The organism is Micromonospora sp. AMSO31t (assembly GCF_008868175.1).
Classification (GTDB): domain Bacteria; phylum Actinomycetota; class Actinomycetes; order Mycobacteriales; family Micromonosporaceae; genus Micromonospora.
This window is the reverse complement of sequence record NZ_WBKT01000150.1, coordinates 1-14,343: the sequence shown is the minus strand read 5'-3', so window position 1 is coordinate 14,343 and position 14,343 is coordinate 1. Positions and strand designations below refer to the sequence as shown.

At 70.2% G+C, this 14,343-nt stretch carries 18 protein-coding genes, 2 tRNA genes and 1 rRNA gene; 15 read left to right on the top strand and 6 right to left on the bottom strand.

From position 1 onward, the window contains the following. The first annotated feature begins 192 nt into the window (after positions 1 to 192). Together F8274_RS24860 and F8274_RS24855 are read left to right on the top strand one after the other, a co-directional pair. Positions 193 to 283, top strand: a tRNA-Ser gene (locus F8274_RS24860). Positions 284 to 318: 35 nt separating this feature from the next. Next, positions 319 to 391, top strand: a tRNA-Arg gene (locus F8274_RS24855). 77 nt (positions 392 to 468) lie between these two features. Here the strand turns inward: F8274_RS24855 and F8274_RS24850 are convergent. Next, complete coding sequence (locus F8274_RS24850) at positions 469 to 930, bottom strand: site-specific integrase (RefSeq protein WP_192579969.1); 462 nt, start codon at positions 928 to 930, stop codon at positions 469 to 471. Between F8274_RS24850 and F8274_RS24845 the strand changes: the two genes are divergently transcribed. The 4 genes from F8274_RS24845 (at position 929) to F8274_RS24830 (ending at position 4,072) form a co-directional block, all read left to right on the top strand. Continuing rightward, entirely contained in the window at positions 929 to 1,249 is a 321-nt protein-coding gene (locus F8274_RS24845) for a deaminase (protein WP_151464783.1), read from the top strand. The genes F8274_RS24850 and F8274_RS24845 overlap by 2 nt on opposite strands. 183 nt (positions 1,250 to 1,432) lie before the next feature. After that, complete coding sequence (locus tag F8274_RS24840; protein WP_151464782.1) at positions 1,433 to 2,404, top strand: hypothetical protein; 972 nt, start codon at positions 1,433 to 1,435, stop codon at positions 2,402 to 2,404. 355 nt (positions 2,405 to 2,759) lie between these two features. Continuing rightward, the gene (locus tag F8274_RS24835; protein ID WP_151464781.1) at positions 2,760 to 3,425 is read left to right on the top strand and encodes a hypothetical protein; all 666 of its coding nucleotides are present in this window, start codon (positions 2,760 to 2,762) and stop codon (positions 3,423 to 3,425) included. A 242-nt stretch (positions 3,426 to 3,667) separates the two neighbouring features. Then, positions 3,668 to 4,072, top strand: a complete 405-nt coding sequence (locus F8274_RS24830; RefSeq protein ID WP_151464780.1) for a hypothetical protein — start codon at positions 3,668 to 3,670, stop codon at positions 4,070 to 4,072. Positions 4,073 to 4,172: 100 nt separating this feature from the next. Here the strand turns inward: F8274_RS24830 and F8274_RS24825 are convergent, their stop codons facing one another. Further along, positions 4,173 to 4,574, bottom strand: coding sequence for a hypothetical protein (locus F8274_RS24825; RefSeq protein WP_151464779.1), 402 nt, complete (start codon positions 4,572 to 4,574; stop codon positions 4,173 to 4,175). 264 nt (positions 4,575 to 4,838) lie between these two features. On the opposite strand from F8274_RS24825, the gene F8274_RS24820 reads away from it, so the two are divergent. From F8274_RS24820 to F8274_RS24800, 5 genes are all read left to right on the top strand, one after another. Continuing rightward, positions 4,839 to 5,210, top strand: a complete 372-nt coding sequence (locus F8274_RS24820) for a VOC family protein (RefSeq protein ID WP_151464778.1) — start codon at positions 4,839 to 4,841, stop codon at positions 5,208 to 5,210. 64 nt (positions 5,211 to 5,274) lie between these two features. Further along, on the top strand, positions 5,275 to 6,297 hold the full coding sequence (locus tag F8274_RS24815) for an ATP-binding cassette domain-containing protein (protein ID WP_151464777.1): 1,023 nt from the start codon (positions 5,275 to 5,277) through the stop codon (positions 6,295 to 6,297). Then, on the top strand, positions 6,294 to 7,103 hold the full coding sequence (locus F8274_RS24810; protein WP_151464776.1) for an ABC transporter permease: 810 nt from the start codon (positions 6,294 to 6,296) through the stop codon (positions 7,101 to 7,103). Before F8274_RS24815 ends, F8274_RS24810 begins: the two co-directional genes overlap by 4 nt. A gap of 65 nt (positions 7,104 to 7,168) precedes the next feature. Continuing rightward, positions 7,169 to 7,513, top strand: coding sequence for a helix-turn-helix transcriptional regulator (locus tag F8274_RS24805; protein ID WP_151464775.1), 345 nt, complete (start codon positions 7,169 to 7,171; stop codon positions 7,511 to 7,513). Then, positions 7,510 to 7,950 carry an SRPBCC domain-containing protein gene (locus F8274_RS24800; RefSeq protein WP_151464774.1) on the top strand — a complete coding sequence of 147 codons (441 nt, stop codon included), beginning with the start codon at positions 7,510 to 7,512 and terminating at the stop codon, positions 7,948 to 7,950. The genes F8274_RS24805 and F8274_RS24800 overlap by 4 nt, the downstream gene beginning before the upstream one ends. Positions 7,951 to 7,983: 33 nt before the next feature. On the opposite strand, the gene argS is transcribed toward F8274_RS24800, so the two are convergent. The 4 genes from argS to F8274_RS24785 form a co-directional block, all read right to left on the bottom strand. Next, on the bottom strand, positions 7,984 to 9,702 hold the full coding sequence (argS, locus tag F8274_RS24795; protein ID WP_151464773.1) for an arginine--tRNA ligase: 1,719 nt from the start codon (positions 9,700 to 9,702) through the stop codon (positions 7,984 to 7,986). A 282-nt stretch (positions 9,703 to 9,984) separates the two neighbouring features. Beyond that, entirely contained in the window at positions 9,985 to 11,043 is a 1,059-nt protein-coding gene (trpS, locus tag F8274_RS24790; protein WP_151464772.1) for a tryptophan--tRNA ligase, read from the bottom strand. Between the two features lie 89 nt (positions 11,044 to 11,132). Then, the gene (locus F8274_RS31375; protein ID WP_192579968.1) at positions 11,133 to 11,300 is read right to left on the bottom strand and encodes a hypothetical protein; all 168 of its coding nucleotides are present in this window, start codon (positions 11,298 to 11,300) and stop codon (positions 11,133 to 11,135) included. Between the two features lie 52 nt (positions 11,301 to 11,352). After that, positions 11,353 to 11,799, bottom strand: coding sequence for a PRC-barrel domain-containing protein (locus F8274_RS24785; protein WP_151464771.1), 447 nt, complete (start codon positions 11,797 to 11,799; stop codon positions 11,353 to 11,355). A 284-nt stretch (positions 11,800 to 12,083) separates the two neighbouring features. Here F8274_RS24785 and F8274_RS24780 point away from each other — a divergent pair, with 284 nt between their 5' ends. From F8274_RS24780 to F8274_RS24765, 4 genes are all read left to right on the top strand, one after another. After that, positions 12,084 to 12,551 carry a hypothetical protein gene (locus F8274_RS24780; protein WP_151464770.1) on the top strand — a complete coding sequence of 156 codons (468 nt, stop codon included), beginning with the start codon at positions 12,084 to 12,086 and terminating at the stop codon, positions 12,549 to 12,551. A 69-nt stretch (positions 12,552 to 12,620) separates the two neighbouring features. After that, positions 12,621 to 13,181 (top strand): alpha-ketoglutarate-dependent dioxygenase AlkB, encoded by a 561-nt coding sequence (locus tag F8274_RS24775; RefSeq protein WP_151464785.1) that lies wholly within the window; start codon positions 12,621 to 12,623, stop codon positions 13,179 to 13,181. 40 nt (positions 13,182 to 13,221) lie between these two features. Further along, positions 13,222 to 13,473, top strand: a complete 252-nt coding sequence (locus F8274_RS24770; protein WP_151464769.1) for an SCO4848 family membrane protein — start codon at positions 13,222 to 13,224, stop codon at positions 13,471 to 13,473. An 800-nt stretch (positions 13,474 to 14,273) separates the two neighbouring features. Next, a 16S ribosomal RNA gene (locus F8274_RS24765) occupies positions 14,274 to 14,343 on the top strand; the annotation flags it as partial.

Here is a 14,343-nt window from a genome sequence, read left to right as displayed (position 1 = left end):
CGCCGGCCCTGGGCGGCGGGCTCGCGACGGGGCGGATCGCTCGGCGGCTGCTCCTGCATATCGATGGAGCGTAGACCCGAGCGTGACGTGGCACACGACGAAAACGCGGGGGGCGGGACCTTCCCGGTAGTCGCTTTGCCCCCGGTGGGTGTCGGCCTGTATCCTCGGGCGCGGTGGTCTCCGGGCCACCAGGGAGACTTCGCCTAGTCTGGTCTATGGCGCCGCACTGCTAATGCGGTTGGGGTCTTAAAGCCCCTCCCGGGTTCGAATCCCGGAGTCTCCGCGCGAAAGCCGGTGTGTAGACTGGCCGAGCAGCAAGCGCCCGTAGCTCAATGGATAGAGCATCTGACTACGGATCAGAAGGTTAGGGGTTCGAGTCCCTTCGGGCGCACAGCAGGTCAAGGGCCGGTTTTCCATCATGGGAGACCGGCCCTTGATCGTGTCGACCCCCATGGCTGACCCCTACGCCTACGCGTCGAAGAGGAAGCCGAGGCGGTCTACCGCGTCCTGCTGCACCCGCCGGGTCGCCTCCACGTAGATCGACTTGGTGACCGTTGGTGAGCTGTGCCCGAGCACGTCCTGAATCCGTTCGAGCGGCACGCCCTGGTCGTAAAGCAGCGTCGCGCACGAATGACGCAAGTCATGGACCCGGATGCGCCGGACTCCCGCCCGCTCGCACAACTGGTCGAAGTGCCGATTGATATTGCGAGGCTCGATCGGAGTGCCGATCTTCGTGGTGAACAGCAGTCCATGCTCTCGCCAGCGGTCCCCGGCCGCCTCCCGCTCCGTCCGTTGCAGCGCCCGATGACCGCGCAGCACGTCGACCAGGCTGAGCGGCAGAGCCACAGCCCGCTCCGAGCCGTCCGTCTTCACCGGCCCGAACCGGAGCTCACCGCCGGTGCGTTGCAGCGACTGCCGAACGCGGGTCATGGCCCTGCGCCACGCTGGCAGGAACCTAGGGCGGCACCTGTTCGAAGACGGAATCATGTACGCCAGCAGCGAGCCCTGCCCCATGTGCCTCATGGCCTGCTACTGGGCACGCATCCCCCGCCTAATCTTCGGAGCCAGCAGCCACGACGTAGCCACCTACGGCTTCGAAGACCTTCAGTTCTACCGCGAGGTCGCCCTGCCGGCTGACCGCCGGTCGCTGCGCGAAGAGGTTGCCGACGGAGCCCTCCGGGACCAGGCCGTCGACGTACTACGCAAGTGGGCCGACATGCTGCCCTCATCGGTCGAGCCGAAGTTCTGACCAGGCGCGCGCTGCCGAGGCGCGCTGCAGACCTCCGCTACCGCCACTGGCCCGGACCGCCGACGGCATCCGGATCTGCCGATGAGCGGATGGCATTGGGCGCTGTTGCAGACCCTTGTCCCGCCGGACACCGACCGAATGCATGATCCGCAATGCGGTAGACGCCCCCTACTCTGCACCGCTGTGCGGTTCTTCAAGAAGAAGCAGGAGCTTTCGGGCGGCGCCGACGAGTTAGCGATCGGCGGCTTCCTCGACGACGAGTCAGAACTTTTGAGCGAGGCGCTGCTGGATCGGGAGTGGGGCGCGGCCCGCAGAATCCTCGCGGCGGCCGATAAAGAGCACTTCATGTACTACGTCGAGGTGGCTGCCACTACCCGCGGGGTCGAGGAGTGGATCGACGGACCGATACGGGCCCAGCCGGATGATCCGCTGCCGCTACTCATCGGCGGCGCCCGTGCGATCTCCTGGGCCGGCGAAGCCCGCGGCGATGGCCGGGCCAGCACCGTGCCCAAGGAAGCCTGGCCCGTCTGGTTCCAGCGCTTGGAACTCGCCGAGAATCTCCTCGATCAGGCCCTGGACCGCCATCCGGCGCTGGCCGAGGCGTGGCACTACAAGATCTCCCTGAGCCGCAACTGTCAACTGCCAGCCGAGGAGCGTTGGCGGCGATTCAATCGACTTATCGAGATCGATCCGTCCCACTTGTTTGGGCACGAGACAATGCTCGACAGCCTGTTGCCCAAGTGGGGCGGCAGCTGGGACGAAGCCTTCCGGTTCGCCCGGGAGCGAACCGCGGCCTGCCCCGCCACCAATGTTCCCTTGTTGATCATAAAGGTGCATCGCAACTTCCGCTGGGAGAGCGAGAACGGCGAAACCCGGTATTACCAGCGCCCGGACGTCGCCTCAGAGACCTACGACGCGGCCGAGCAGTCGTTCTGGCATGACGACTACGAGACCACAACCCTGACACCCATCCTCTGGAACCATTTCGCTTTTGCGCTGACCCACGGCCGGTACTTCAGGCAGGCCTGCACCCTCTACGACGCCATCGGCAGCGACTTCGTCCGCAAGGAACCGTGGCAGACCGTCGAGCGCTACCGCAATATGCGCGACTGGGCCCGCGAGGAAGCCGCCGACCCCCGCTACCACGACGAGTGAGCCCACTACTGCCCTTCGTGCGCGAGCAAGGTGGGGCAGCCGGGTGGAAGCACGACGGCATCAGCGAGCCCGATGTATTCGACGAGCATGTCGAGAACGGCACCGGCGGAGAACCGCGGGCGGAAGCAGGAGGCAGCCGCACGCGTGACGCACGGTCGGCGTCCTTGAAGACACCCCACCGGACTCGTCCTTCTTGCTGTCATGGGTCACCGCCCATCGAGACGACCGTGCGATAGTCCCGCCCAGGCCCTAGCCGGCAATCCGCGGCCCTGCTGATATCGGGATCATCGCCGGGCCTTGTCCTGGGCTGTGCCCGCGCACTGCCGAATTCCGTCCGCTTGATTTCCTGTTCCTCATGAAGCCGGGCGTGCTGGGGTTGGGGGTGGCGTGCGACGGCTTCGAACGGTTGATTTCCTACTCGGAAACCACGGGGGCGTTCGCCCCTCTTCTGGACGTGCCGCCTGCGGCCGATGTTGCTCTGGGCGACGACGGTCGGAGCGGTTATGTCAGCACAGGCAAGGACGGTTGTTGGGAGATTCAACCACTTGGGAATCCCGTCGGAACCTACTTCACGGACTGGGAAAAGTATTCCTGCCGGTCGGGAAAGTCAGCCAAGTCCCCCGCTGCCGGTGGCGACGGAAGCGTCATCTTCCTTGCTACCAACGAGCTTCCGCCTGAGCAGCCAGTCCCTGACGAGCGGCGCGTCTGGCGGTTGATGAGCACCTCGAAGCAGCGGGCAGGCGTGGAGCAGGTGGGGCCGGAGCTGCGGGGATTTCCTGATCTGGCCCTGGCGCCGGGAGGTGGCAAAGCGGTCGTCACAGTCTCCTTCAACGGCCCGGGGGAGGTCCTTGAAGTTGATCTTCACAGCGGCAAGTCCCGGCGGATCCGCAAGACAGGAGGTTATGCGTCATCGCCCAGTGTCTCGCCGGACGGCACTGGGTGGCCTTCGTGGATGGAAAGGGGCGCATCGCTGTCCACAAGCTTCCCTTCTGAGTCGGACCATCCAGCACAAGAGTCCTGACCGCCCGCACAGCCGCCCACGCCGGCGCGACGAGGAGGTCCGCTGGCATCGAATCGGCGTGCCGGGCAGAAGCATCCCTTCTATGACCACGGGGAATTCCGGGACGGAAGCGATCCGGCGACGGGGGCCCACCCTCGTTGTCGTCGGGTCCAGCCTGCTGCTGGCATTGAGCGGCGTGGCACGGCTGGGGCAGGTGGCAGCGGAGGGTCAACCAGGACGCGTACCTCAAGGCGCACGAGCGGGTGGGCACGCCGAGTGCGTTCGCCGCCCTGCCGATGGTGTTCCTCATGGGCGTCGGTCTGGTCGTGTCGCTGGTCGCACTCGTCACCCTGCTGCTGGCGTTGGTCAATCTCGCCGGCAGGAACTGGAGCCGGATCGTCAACGCGGTCGCTCGCCAGCTGATACCCGCGTGGGTGGAGCCCGTGGGCACCGTCACGGGGCTCGTGGCGTCGCCCGCGCTGTTGGTCGCCGTCGTGCTTCTCCTGCCGCCCGCCAAGGACTTTACCGGCGGCACCACCGGGTCGGGGATCAGCCGTCCCTGGTGCTTCCCGGCCACACGATCCGGCTCGAAGATGGTCGGGTCCTGGCGGAGCGGGGCAACGGGCACGTCGGCACCTGATCCGGCCGACGTGCTCGTGGAGGAGTGACCAGTGAGCGGAAAGGCGCGGAGTCCCGTCCACTGCGGCGGTCAAGCGGCAGCGGTTGATCTCCTCCGGCGTGTTGTTCGTCGGCGCCCCGAGGCCGTGGTCAATCGGGGTGGCGGTGATCCTCGACCACTCTCCGCCCGAACTTGCCGGCGACCGCGTGTTCGGTGTCGGTGACTTCCCCCGTCTCCAGGAGCTGCTTGAGCCTGCGCAGGTTCGCCGCCACCTCGGCGGCGGGCGGCTTCCCGACCAGGGTCAGCGCCGTGCGGCCCAGCCTTCCGAAGGGCGTCGCCAGCACCTCGTGGACCTCGGTCCGGTCCGGTTGCGACCCGGGGCTGAACCGGACGGTCCATCGGGTCCGCATCCCGGGCCCGGTGGTGGTCTCGTACCGGAGCAACTGGTTCGTGCGCTCCTCGGTGAGCCTGACCGTCGAGTTCAGCGTGACGCCGAGCGGTCCCCGGATTGTCCATCGGAACGTTGCTGGCCCGACCTGTTCACTGGCCATGACGTCGCCCAGGAAACGGGGCAGGTTCCGGAGGTCGCGCTAGAAGGTGAAGACGTCGGCGACCGGGCGCTCGATGGTCACTCTCGCCTCGGCCGGGGATGGTGAGCGGCGCATCGCTGCCTCCGACAGATTCTTCCCGTTTCGACCCTGCTGCGACCGAGGCCGCTTGCCCGAGGCCCGTGCGATAAACCGGGCAGAACGTGGCGGGTCCGGTGAGGCGGGCCGGCTTGACAGGTAGGAAGTTCCCTACCTATCGTCGCCGGCATGAGCATCAAGGGAATCAAGTTGGTCACCGTGCCCGTGTCCGACCAGGACGCCGCCCAGCAGTTCTACGTCGAGCGGCTCGGCTTCGAGGTGTCACAGGACTCCCGGATGGGACCCATGCGCTGGCTGGAAGTGGCACCCCAGGGGTCGCCGGTCAGTTTCGCGCTGCTGCCCAGCGTGCTGGGTGTGCCCGTGGGCGGCCTCAAGGGCGTCCAGCTCTTCAGCGACGACCTCGACGGCGACTGTGAGCGCCTGCGCGCCGCCGGCGTCACGGTCGACGGGCCCAACGCCCGCCCGTGGGGTCGGGACGCGAGTTTCGCCGACCCCGACGGCAACGGCTTCGTTCTCATGTCGGCGCCCGGCGGCCAGTAGGCCGACGCGCACCGGGTCGGCTTCACCCGACGGGCTCCCGGTCCTCGATCCGCGAGGGAGTGCAATGCCATTGATGATCGAGGCCGTGGGCCTCCGCAGGTCCTTCGGGAAGGTCGTCGCCCTCGACGGGCTCGACGTGCGCCTGGAGTCCGGCCAGGTCGCCGCGATCCTCGGCCCCAACGGCGCCGGCAAGACCACCTTCCTGCGCATGATCTCCACGCTCGTCCGGCCGGACGGCGGCATGCTGCGGGTCTGCGGCCTCGACGTGGCGGCTGAGCCGGTCCGGGTCCGCCGGCTGATCGGCCTGGCCGGGCAGCATGCCACGGTCGAGCCCGCGCTGACCGGGCGGGAGAACCTTCAGATGATCGCCCGGCTTTTCGGGCAGGACCGGCGCACCGCCCGGGCCAGCGCCGAGGAGACGTTGGAGCGACTGCGCCTCGGCGAGGCCGGCGACCGGCTGGTCCGCGGCTACTCCGGCGGCATGCGGCGCCGCCTCGACCTGGGCGCCAGCCTGGTGGGCCGTCCGCGGGTGCTGCTGCTCGACGAGCCCACCACCGGGCTCGATCCGCAGAGCCGGATCGAGCTGTGGGACACCATCCGGGCGCTCGCCGCCGACGGCACCGATGTCCTGCTGACCACGCAGTACCTGGAGGAGGCCGACCGGCTCGCCACCACCATCCTGATCATCGACCACGGGCAGGTGATCGCCTCCGGCACGGCGAAGGAACTCAAGAGCCGGGCCGGTCGCGACATCGTCGAGATCCACGTCCGCGATCGGGAGGATCTCGACGCGGCCGTGCGGGCGCTGACCCGGATCGGTGCCGAGAAGCCGGCCGTCGACCGCGGCTCGCTGATGGTCTCGGTGGCCGTCGACTCCGGCCCGGAGCGGCTCCGCGAGGCGTTGCACGAGGTCAGCGAGTTGGGCGTGCACGTCGAGGACGTGGCCCTGCGCCGGCCCACCCTCGACGAGGTGTTCCTGTCGCTGACCGGGTCGACCCCGGCCACCGAGCCCCGCGGCGGTGAGCCGCGGCCGCCCGGGTCCGCCGCGGGCGTCGCGCCCGAGACCGCGTCGAGGAGTGTCCGATGACCGCCGGGGCCGCGCCGCAGCCGGCCCGCAGCGCCCGTCTGCTGCCCAGCGTCGGTGTGCTGACCGGGCGTGCCCTGCGGATCTACCGGCGTACGCCGCAACTGCTGATCCTGCGGATCGTGCAGTCGGTGGCGTTCCTGCTGATCTTCCGGTACGTGTTCGGCGGCGCGATCGTCGCGGGCACGATGCGCTACGTCGACTTCATGGCGTCCGGGCTGCTCACGGTGGGCATCATGTTCGCCACGATCGGCACCGCGCTCGGGGTGGCCGAGGATCACGTCGGGGGCCTCTTCGACCGGCTGCGGTCGCTGCCCATGCCGCGCAGCGCGGTGCTCGCCGGCCGGGTGCTGGCCGACCTCGCCATGACCGTCGCGGTGCTCGTCCCGACCATCGCGGTCGCCTTCGCGGTGGGGATGCGGGTGCACACCGGCTGGGTCGCCGCGCTCGGCGCGCTGGGCCTCCTGGTGCTCTTCGGGCTCGCCTTCGTCTGGATCTTCGTGGCGGTCGGGCTGCTGGCCGGCAGCGTCCAGGCGGCGCAGGGCATCTCGTTCATCGTGATGCCGGTCAGCTTCGCGTCCAGCGCCTTCGTGCCCACCGCCAGCATGCCGGGCTGGCTGCGGGCGTTCACCGAGCACCAGCCGGTGACGGTCGTGGTCAACGCCGTCCGCACCCTCACCCAGGGCGCGCCCGCCGAGGCGTTGCTCGGCCACGGCAGCGGCTACTACGTCACCCGGGCGCTGATCTGGATCATCGCGCTGGTCGTGGTCTTCGCGGGCCTGGCGATCACCCGCTACCGGAGCCGCTGACCGGCGGCTATCGTTCTGGTGCCGGGTCGCACCGGTTTCGGGCCAGGTGACCTCCAGGGGGTTCAGTGTCCTCCGCCACCGGAGTGGACGTCTTCGCCGCGCTGGCCAGCCCGGTCCGGCGTGACCTCATCCGGCTGCTGCGCGACGGCGGCCCGCAGTCGGTCCAGGATCTGGCCGCCTCGTTCGACATGCGCCGGCCCAGCGTCTCCGAGCACCTCAAGGTGCTCCGCGACGCCGGCCTGGTGACCGAGCGGCGCAGCGGCCGCAAGCGGCTCTACCGGCTGGAGCCGGAGCCGCTGATGGACCTGCGCGACTGGCTCACCCCCTACGAACGGTTCTGGCGGGAGCGGATGAACGACTTCGCCGCGCTGGTCGCCGAGGAGTCTGCCACCGAGGGGAAGCCGGCGTGACCCGACCGGACAAGATCGAGGTCGACCAGTTCCTGCCGTACCCGCCGGCGCAGGTGTGGCGGATCCTGGTCGACCCCGACCTGATGGCCCGCTGGCTGATGCCCAACGACTTCAAGCCGGTCGTCGGCCACCGGTTCACCTTCCAGGCCAAGCCCATGCCGGCGCTGCGCTTCGCCGGCACCATCCACTGCGAGGTCCTCGCCGTCGAGCCGGAACGGCTTCTCCAGATCACCTGGGCGGACCGCAGCGGCAGTGGACTCGACTCGATCGTCACCTGGCGGCTGGAGCCCGAGGGCCGGGGCACCCGGATGCTGATGGAGCACTCGGGGTTCGACCTCGACAGCCCGTTCCAGGCGGTCGCCCACCGCACCATGGGCAGCGGCTGGCGCTCCTCCGTGGTGCGCTCCATGCTCACGGTGCTGGAGCAGGAGACCTGACGAGCCGCGGGCGCCGCCCCGGACCAGCCGCCCTCAGAGTCGCTCCGGCGTGCGGATGCCGAGCAGGTGGAGGCCCTGCGCGAGCACCCGCGCGGTCAGGTCGCAGAGCACGAGCCGGCTCTCCCGGACCGGCTCGTCGGCCCGCAGCACCGGGCACCGCTCGTAGAACGCGCTGAACGCGGCGGCGAGCCGGTACAGGTACCCGGCCAGGTGGTGGAACTCCAGGTTCTCCGCCACCGCGCCGACCACCGCACCGAAGCCGACCAGCTCGAAGGCCAGCGCCCGCTCGGCCGGCTCGGCCAGCGAGATTCCCGCCTCCGGCCGGGCCGCCACGCCGGCCCGCCGGAAGATCGACCGGATCCGGGAGTACGCGTACTGCAGGTACGGCGCGGTGTTGCCGTCCAGCGACAGCATCCGCTCCCAGTCGAGCACGTAGTCCTTGTGCCGGTCACTGGAGAGGTCGGCGTACTTGACCGCGCCGATGCCGACCGCCCGGCCCACCTCGGCCGCCTCCCGCTCGCCCAGCTCCGGGTTCCGCTCCCGGGCCAGCGCGGTGGCCCGGGCCACCGCCTCCTCCAGCAGCCCGACCAGCTTCACCGACCCGCCGGCCCGGCTGCGCAGCATCCGCCGGTCCGGCCCGAGGATCGAGCCGAAGCCGACATGCTCGGCCCGGGCGGGCGGAGACAGCCAACCGGCCTGCGCCGCGGCGGCGTAGACCATCTCGAAGTGCCGCCGCTGCGGCAGCCCGACCACGTAGAGCAGCCGGGTCGCGCCCAGCGTGCCGGTCCGGTGCCGGATCGCCGCCAGGTCGGTCGCCGGATAGCCGTACCCGCCGTCGGACTTGCGCACGATCAGCGGCAGCGGCGCGCCGTCCCGGCCCACCGAGCCGGGCGGGAACACGCAGGCCGCACCGTCGCTGCACCGCAGCAGCCCGATCCGGTCCAGCTCCTCGACCACCGGGCCGAGCAGGTCGTTGTAGCTGCTCTCGCCATGGAAGTCCCGTTCGGTGAGGGTCACGTCGAGCAGGTCGTACACGGTGAGGAAGTAGCGCTCGGACTGCTCGACCAGCAGCCGCCACAGCCGCAGCGTCGCCGGGTCCCCGCCCTGCAGCGCCACGACCCGCAACCGGGACCGCTCGCGGAACGCCTCGTCGGCGTCGAACTTGGCCCGGGCCGCCTTGTAGAACGAGTCGAGGTCCCCCATCGACAGCTCCTGCGCCGCCTCGGCCTCGCCCAGGTCGGCCAGGTGCTCGATCAGCATGCCGAAGGGCGTGCCCCAGTCGCCCAGGTGGTTGGCCCGCACCACCCGGTGCCCCAGCCACTCCAGCAGCCGGGCCGCCGCGTCGCCGATCACCGTCGATCGCAGATGGCCGACGTGCATCTCCTTCGCCACGTTCGGCGCCGAGTAGTCGACCACCACGGTCTCCGGCGCGGTGGTCGCCGGCACCCCGAGCCGCGGGTCGGTGGCCAGCGCGGAGACCAGCCCGGCCAGGGCCTCGTCGGCGACGGTCAGGTTGAGGAAACCCGGACCGGACACCTCCGCCGCGCTGCACAGGTCGGCCAGCTCCGCGCGTTCCAGCACCTCGGTGGCGACGGCGCGCGGCGGCCGACCGATCCGCCGGGCCAGGGCCAGCGCCGCGTCGGACTGGAAGTCCGCGCGCTGGGAGCGCCGCACGACCGGGTCGACCGGCGCGCCGGCCACCGTCGCGAACGCCGGCGCCAGCCGGTCGGTCAGCAGTTTCTCCAGATCCATGGGTACGCCGATCTCGCTCGGATCCGCCGCACGCGGATCACCGGATGGGGATGCGGGCGGACCGAGGACGATCGGCGATGACCGGCGGCTCGATCCGCCGGTCGCAGTGAGGAATGCTCAGCGCAGGCGGTCGCGGGACCGCCGGCGTCGCAGCGCGCCGAACAGGACGTCGGGGGACGCCGTCGGGAACGCGTGCGAGCTGGTCATGCGAGCAGCCTAGCGGGCCGGCCCGGGGGCGGCGCAAGGCCGTACCCGGGCCGGCCGGCCGGCGTACCCGGAATCTCAGGCCGGCGTGCCGGCGGCCTTGCGGTAGCGCTCGGCCCGCCGCCGCACCTGGGTGTACGCGCTGGTCAGGCCCATCGCCCGGCGGACCTCGACCAGGGTGCGGCGCACCTCGGCGCGGGTGCGCTCGGTGCCCTCGACGATCAGCTCGTCGACCAGGCCGGGCTGCCCCTCGAACCGGGCGCGCCGCTTCCGCACCGGGTCGAGGAACCGGTTGAGCGCGCCCGCCAGTTCCTCCTTGACCTCGACGTCGCCGACCCGCCCAGCCCGGTAGCGCGCCTTCAGGTCCGCGACCGTCGCCCGGTCGGTGTGGAACACGTCGAGGTACGCGAACACCGGATTTCCCTCGACCGTGCCGGGCACGTCGGCGCGGATCCGGTTCGGGTCGGTGTACATGCCCATCACCTTGCGCCGCACGGTGGCCGGGTCGTCGGAGAGCGCGATGGCGTTTCCCCTGCTCTTGCTCATCTTCCCGGCGCCGTCGGTGCCGACCAGGGTGGGCGTCTCCGACATGATCATTTCGGGTACGGGGAAGACCTCGCCGTAGAGGTGGTTGAAGCGCCGGGCGATCTCCCGGGTCACCTCCACGTGCGCGGCATTGTCCTTGCCCACCGGCACGACCTGCCCCTTCACGCAGAGGATGTCGGCGGCCTGGAGGACGGGGTAGCCGAGCAGCCCGTACGGCATCTCCTCCTTGCCGGCGTCCCGGCTCATCTCCTTGAGCGACGGGACCCGTTCCAGCCGGGGCACCGTGACCAGGTTCTGGAACAGGGTGTTCAGGTCGCCGACCTCGGGGATCGCCGACTGGAGGTAGAAGGTTGCCCGGTCCGGCTCGACGCCGGCGGCGAGGATGTCGGTGACCATCTCGCGGGCGTTGCGGGAGACCTGCTCGATGTCCTCGCGACTGTTCCGCGTGGTGAGCATGTGCAGGTCGGCGATGATGAAGAAGCTCTCGTAGCGCTGGTGCAGCTTCACCCGGTTGGCGATGCTGCCGACGTAGTGGCCGAGGTGCAGCCGCCCGGTCGGGCGGTCACCGGTGAGCATCCGTGCTGCGGACATGGTCGTACGCCTCTCGTGGCTGTTCGGTGGAGGACGCGCGGGCGCGCGGAAGTGACCCGGGGTGTGCCCGGATCAGTGGGGTTGGCTCGTCAGTGCGAGCGCCGCCATCGCCCGCCGGCGCGGAACCGCAGCCCACCGGCACGGAGGACGTCGAGGATCTGCTCCCGACCGTCGTCGGCACGGGCCGGGAGAACCGGAGCGGCAGCCGCCGGGAGACCGTCGAGGGTCTCCGGGGCGCAGGTGCTCGGCCGGACCATGCCTGACACGGTAACCGGTTCTCCGCCCCGCGCGCAGACCGGAACGTCCTGCTCAGTCCCGCCGGTAGCTCTCGGCGTAGTAGTCGCCGACCTGCTCGCGGTACTCGGCGCGGCCGAAGTCGTCGGGGTCGAAGGCCGGTGACTCCTTGACCTGCTCCCGGGTCCGGTCCACGTGCACGGCGCGCTCCAGGTGGTCGACCCGGGCCACCGTGCCGACCGGCAGCAGCACCTTCCGGCCGAAGATCCACGGCCCGGTGTCCACCACCAGGTAGCCGGCGCCGGCGTCCTCACTCGCCCGGTCGACCGCGCCGATCCGGCCGTCGGTCGCCTCCACCCGGTAGCCGGTGAGGTCGATCGGGGTGCCTGGCCCGGGCGCGTCGGGGCCGTTGTCGCCGGCGCCCTCCGACCGCTGCCGCGGCACGTCGTCCGGGCGGGTCTGCTCGTAGCCGCCCGCCAGGGCCGACGGGTCCCGCCAGATCCACGGATTGAACGGCTGCATCGTGCCACCTCCGGATGTCGTCGTGTCGCCACTCCGAACAGTGCCCGATGGGCGAATCGCGGAAACACGAAGACAATTCCGAATTCACCGTAGAGTGATTCTGCGAGATAGCTCATAATCGACTCTCACCGATCGCTCGGCCGCATCGGCCGAGGTGGAGGCCGTATCGCGGTCGCCCGGCACACCGGCAAGCAGGCCGGAGTGTCCATCCCGCACATTCGGTGGGGCCCGCGGCCACACCATTCTGATCCCGCATCCGATCGGCACGAGGAAAGGGAGCGCAGATGCAGCGGGTCATTGGACGAATCGGGATGGCGGCGGCCGGGGCGGCCGTCCTGGTGGCGGTGGCGGGTACCGGCGCGCGGGCCGCCGTGGTCAACCCGTACACCCCGGAGGCGCTCTGCGGGCTCGGCTTCACCGAAGTCGACCAGGACCCGATCCACGACACCGCCACCGGCGCGCGGCTCGGCACCGTCCACCTTCTCCGCAACCCCCTCACCGGGTACGGCTGCACGGTCACCCTCAAGTCCGCATACGTCGGCGCGCTCACCGGGACCCGCGTCTACCTCGACCCGGAGTGGACGACCTTCGGCCTGGACGAGGGCAGCCGGCGCTACGCCGCCGGTCCGGTCCACGGCTACCTCGGCGCCGGCTGCGCGATCTGGGGCGGCTCGATGACCGATCCGGCCGGCGTCGTCCACCACCACGACCGGGCGAACCCGGCGATCGGCGGGGCGGTGACCTGCTCCTGACCACCGGCGGCGGGCCGGATTCGCGCGGCGCGTGGACCGGCCCGCCGCTACGGTCGCCAGGTGGGCAGGATGCGGGGAATCCACGAGCGGCCGGCGGGGCTCACCTACCAGCCGGACCTGGTCGACGACGACGAGGAACGTTCCCTGGTCGCCACCCTCGACGCGCTCGACTTCCGGGAGGTCCGCATGCACGGGCAGATCGCTCGGCGCACCGTCCGGCACTACGGCTACGACTACGACTACGGCTCCTTCCAGCTCACGGCCACGGAGGCGCTGCCGGTGGCGCTGCGCTGGGTCCGCGAGCGGTGCGCGGCGCTCGCCGGGGTCGACCCCGAGGCGCTCGCCCAGACCCTCGTCACCCGCTATCCGCCCGACTCCGTCATCGGCTGGCACCGCGACGCACCCGCCTTCGGGCCGACCGTCGTCGGCCTCTCGCTGGGCTCCGCGTGCCTGTTGCGGTTCCAGCGCGGCACGGGGGACAACCGCCGGGTGTACGAGCTGGAGCTGGCGCCCCGCTCCGGGTACGCGCTCACCGGGGCGGCCCGGACCGCGTGGCAGCACAGCATCCCGCCCGTGCCGGCGCTGCGCTATTCGCTGACCTTCCGCACGCTCCGGTCCTCGCGCGCCTGACCGGAACTGGGGAGACGTCCCGCTGGCATACTGGCCAGCCATGGTGCTGTCGCGCGGCTGGTCGCTGTTCCTGGTCGGGGTCGGGGTCTGGACCTGGGTGATCTGGCCGAGGTTCGCGGTCGCCATCTGGAACGACCCGCGGGCGTGGTCGGCCGGCACGGTCGGCGAGGGCAGCCCGACCAGCTTCCTCTGGGTGCACGCACTCCTCATCGCGGCCTCGCTGGCCATCGGCACGACCGTCGGGGTGCTCGGCATCCGAGGCTGGCTGGCGGCCCGCCGGCCGACCGCCTGAGCGTCGCGCTGCCCGACCACCCGGTCGCCGGATGCCGCGGCGACCGGGAATGCGGCGGGCCCTCCGAAGCGCTACATCTCCTGTGCGCGGGCCGCCCGGCCCTGGCCGGGAGCGGGGAACCGCCGCCGCAGCAGCGCCGAGCAGGGAAGATAGTCCTGCGGTGATGATGTGACGCGGGACGCTACCCCTGGATTTGACGATCAAACCCGAGGCCGCGTAACTTTCTCTCTGCCAACGCGGAACGGGGCAAACGGGACGAACATCCCGGAGCTCCGAACCGGGGAACGGCACCGGCGCCGACGGGGTTGCACCTCGGCGGAGCCGGACCGGGTGGGGCTCGCCGAAACGCCGCAGGGCGGATTTGGCGGAGCGGAACCGACCGGGTAAGGTTGACGATCGGCAGGGACACGGACGAGCGAGCGGGAAACCGCGGCGGCCGTCCTGCCAAATCCGATGACCAAACACAGCGGTTCGCCGCTGCGCGTGTTCAGCGGCGCCGGCCCGTACGAAGCGTGACAGACCGGGACACACGGTTTGACACGGCAGAGACGGTGAGGTAACGTAGTAAAAGTGCCCGGCGCGGGAGCGGCGGGTGTAGGACGAACGAAATGCCCCGGACGGGGTCCTGCTGATGCGGGGTTTCCGGATGGTGTGTGGTTGTTCTTTGAGAACTCAACAGGGTGCTTGATAAGCCAGTGCCAAATTGATTTATACCCCGGACTGGTCAGGCTTTGGTCTGATTCGGTTGGGATTCCTTTGGCAACACTTTTGTTGTCAGGATGATTGTTCAGCAAAGATTTTTGTTGGAGAGTTTGATCCTGGCTCAGGACGAACGCTGGCGGCGTGCTTAACACATGCAAGTCGAGCGGA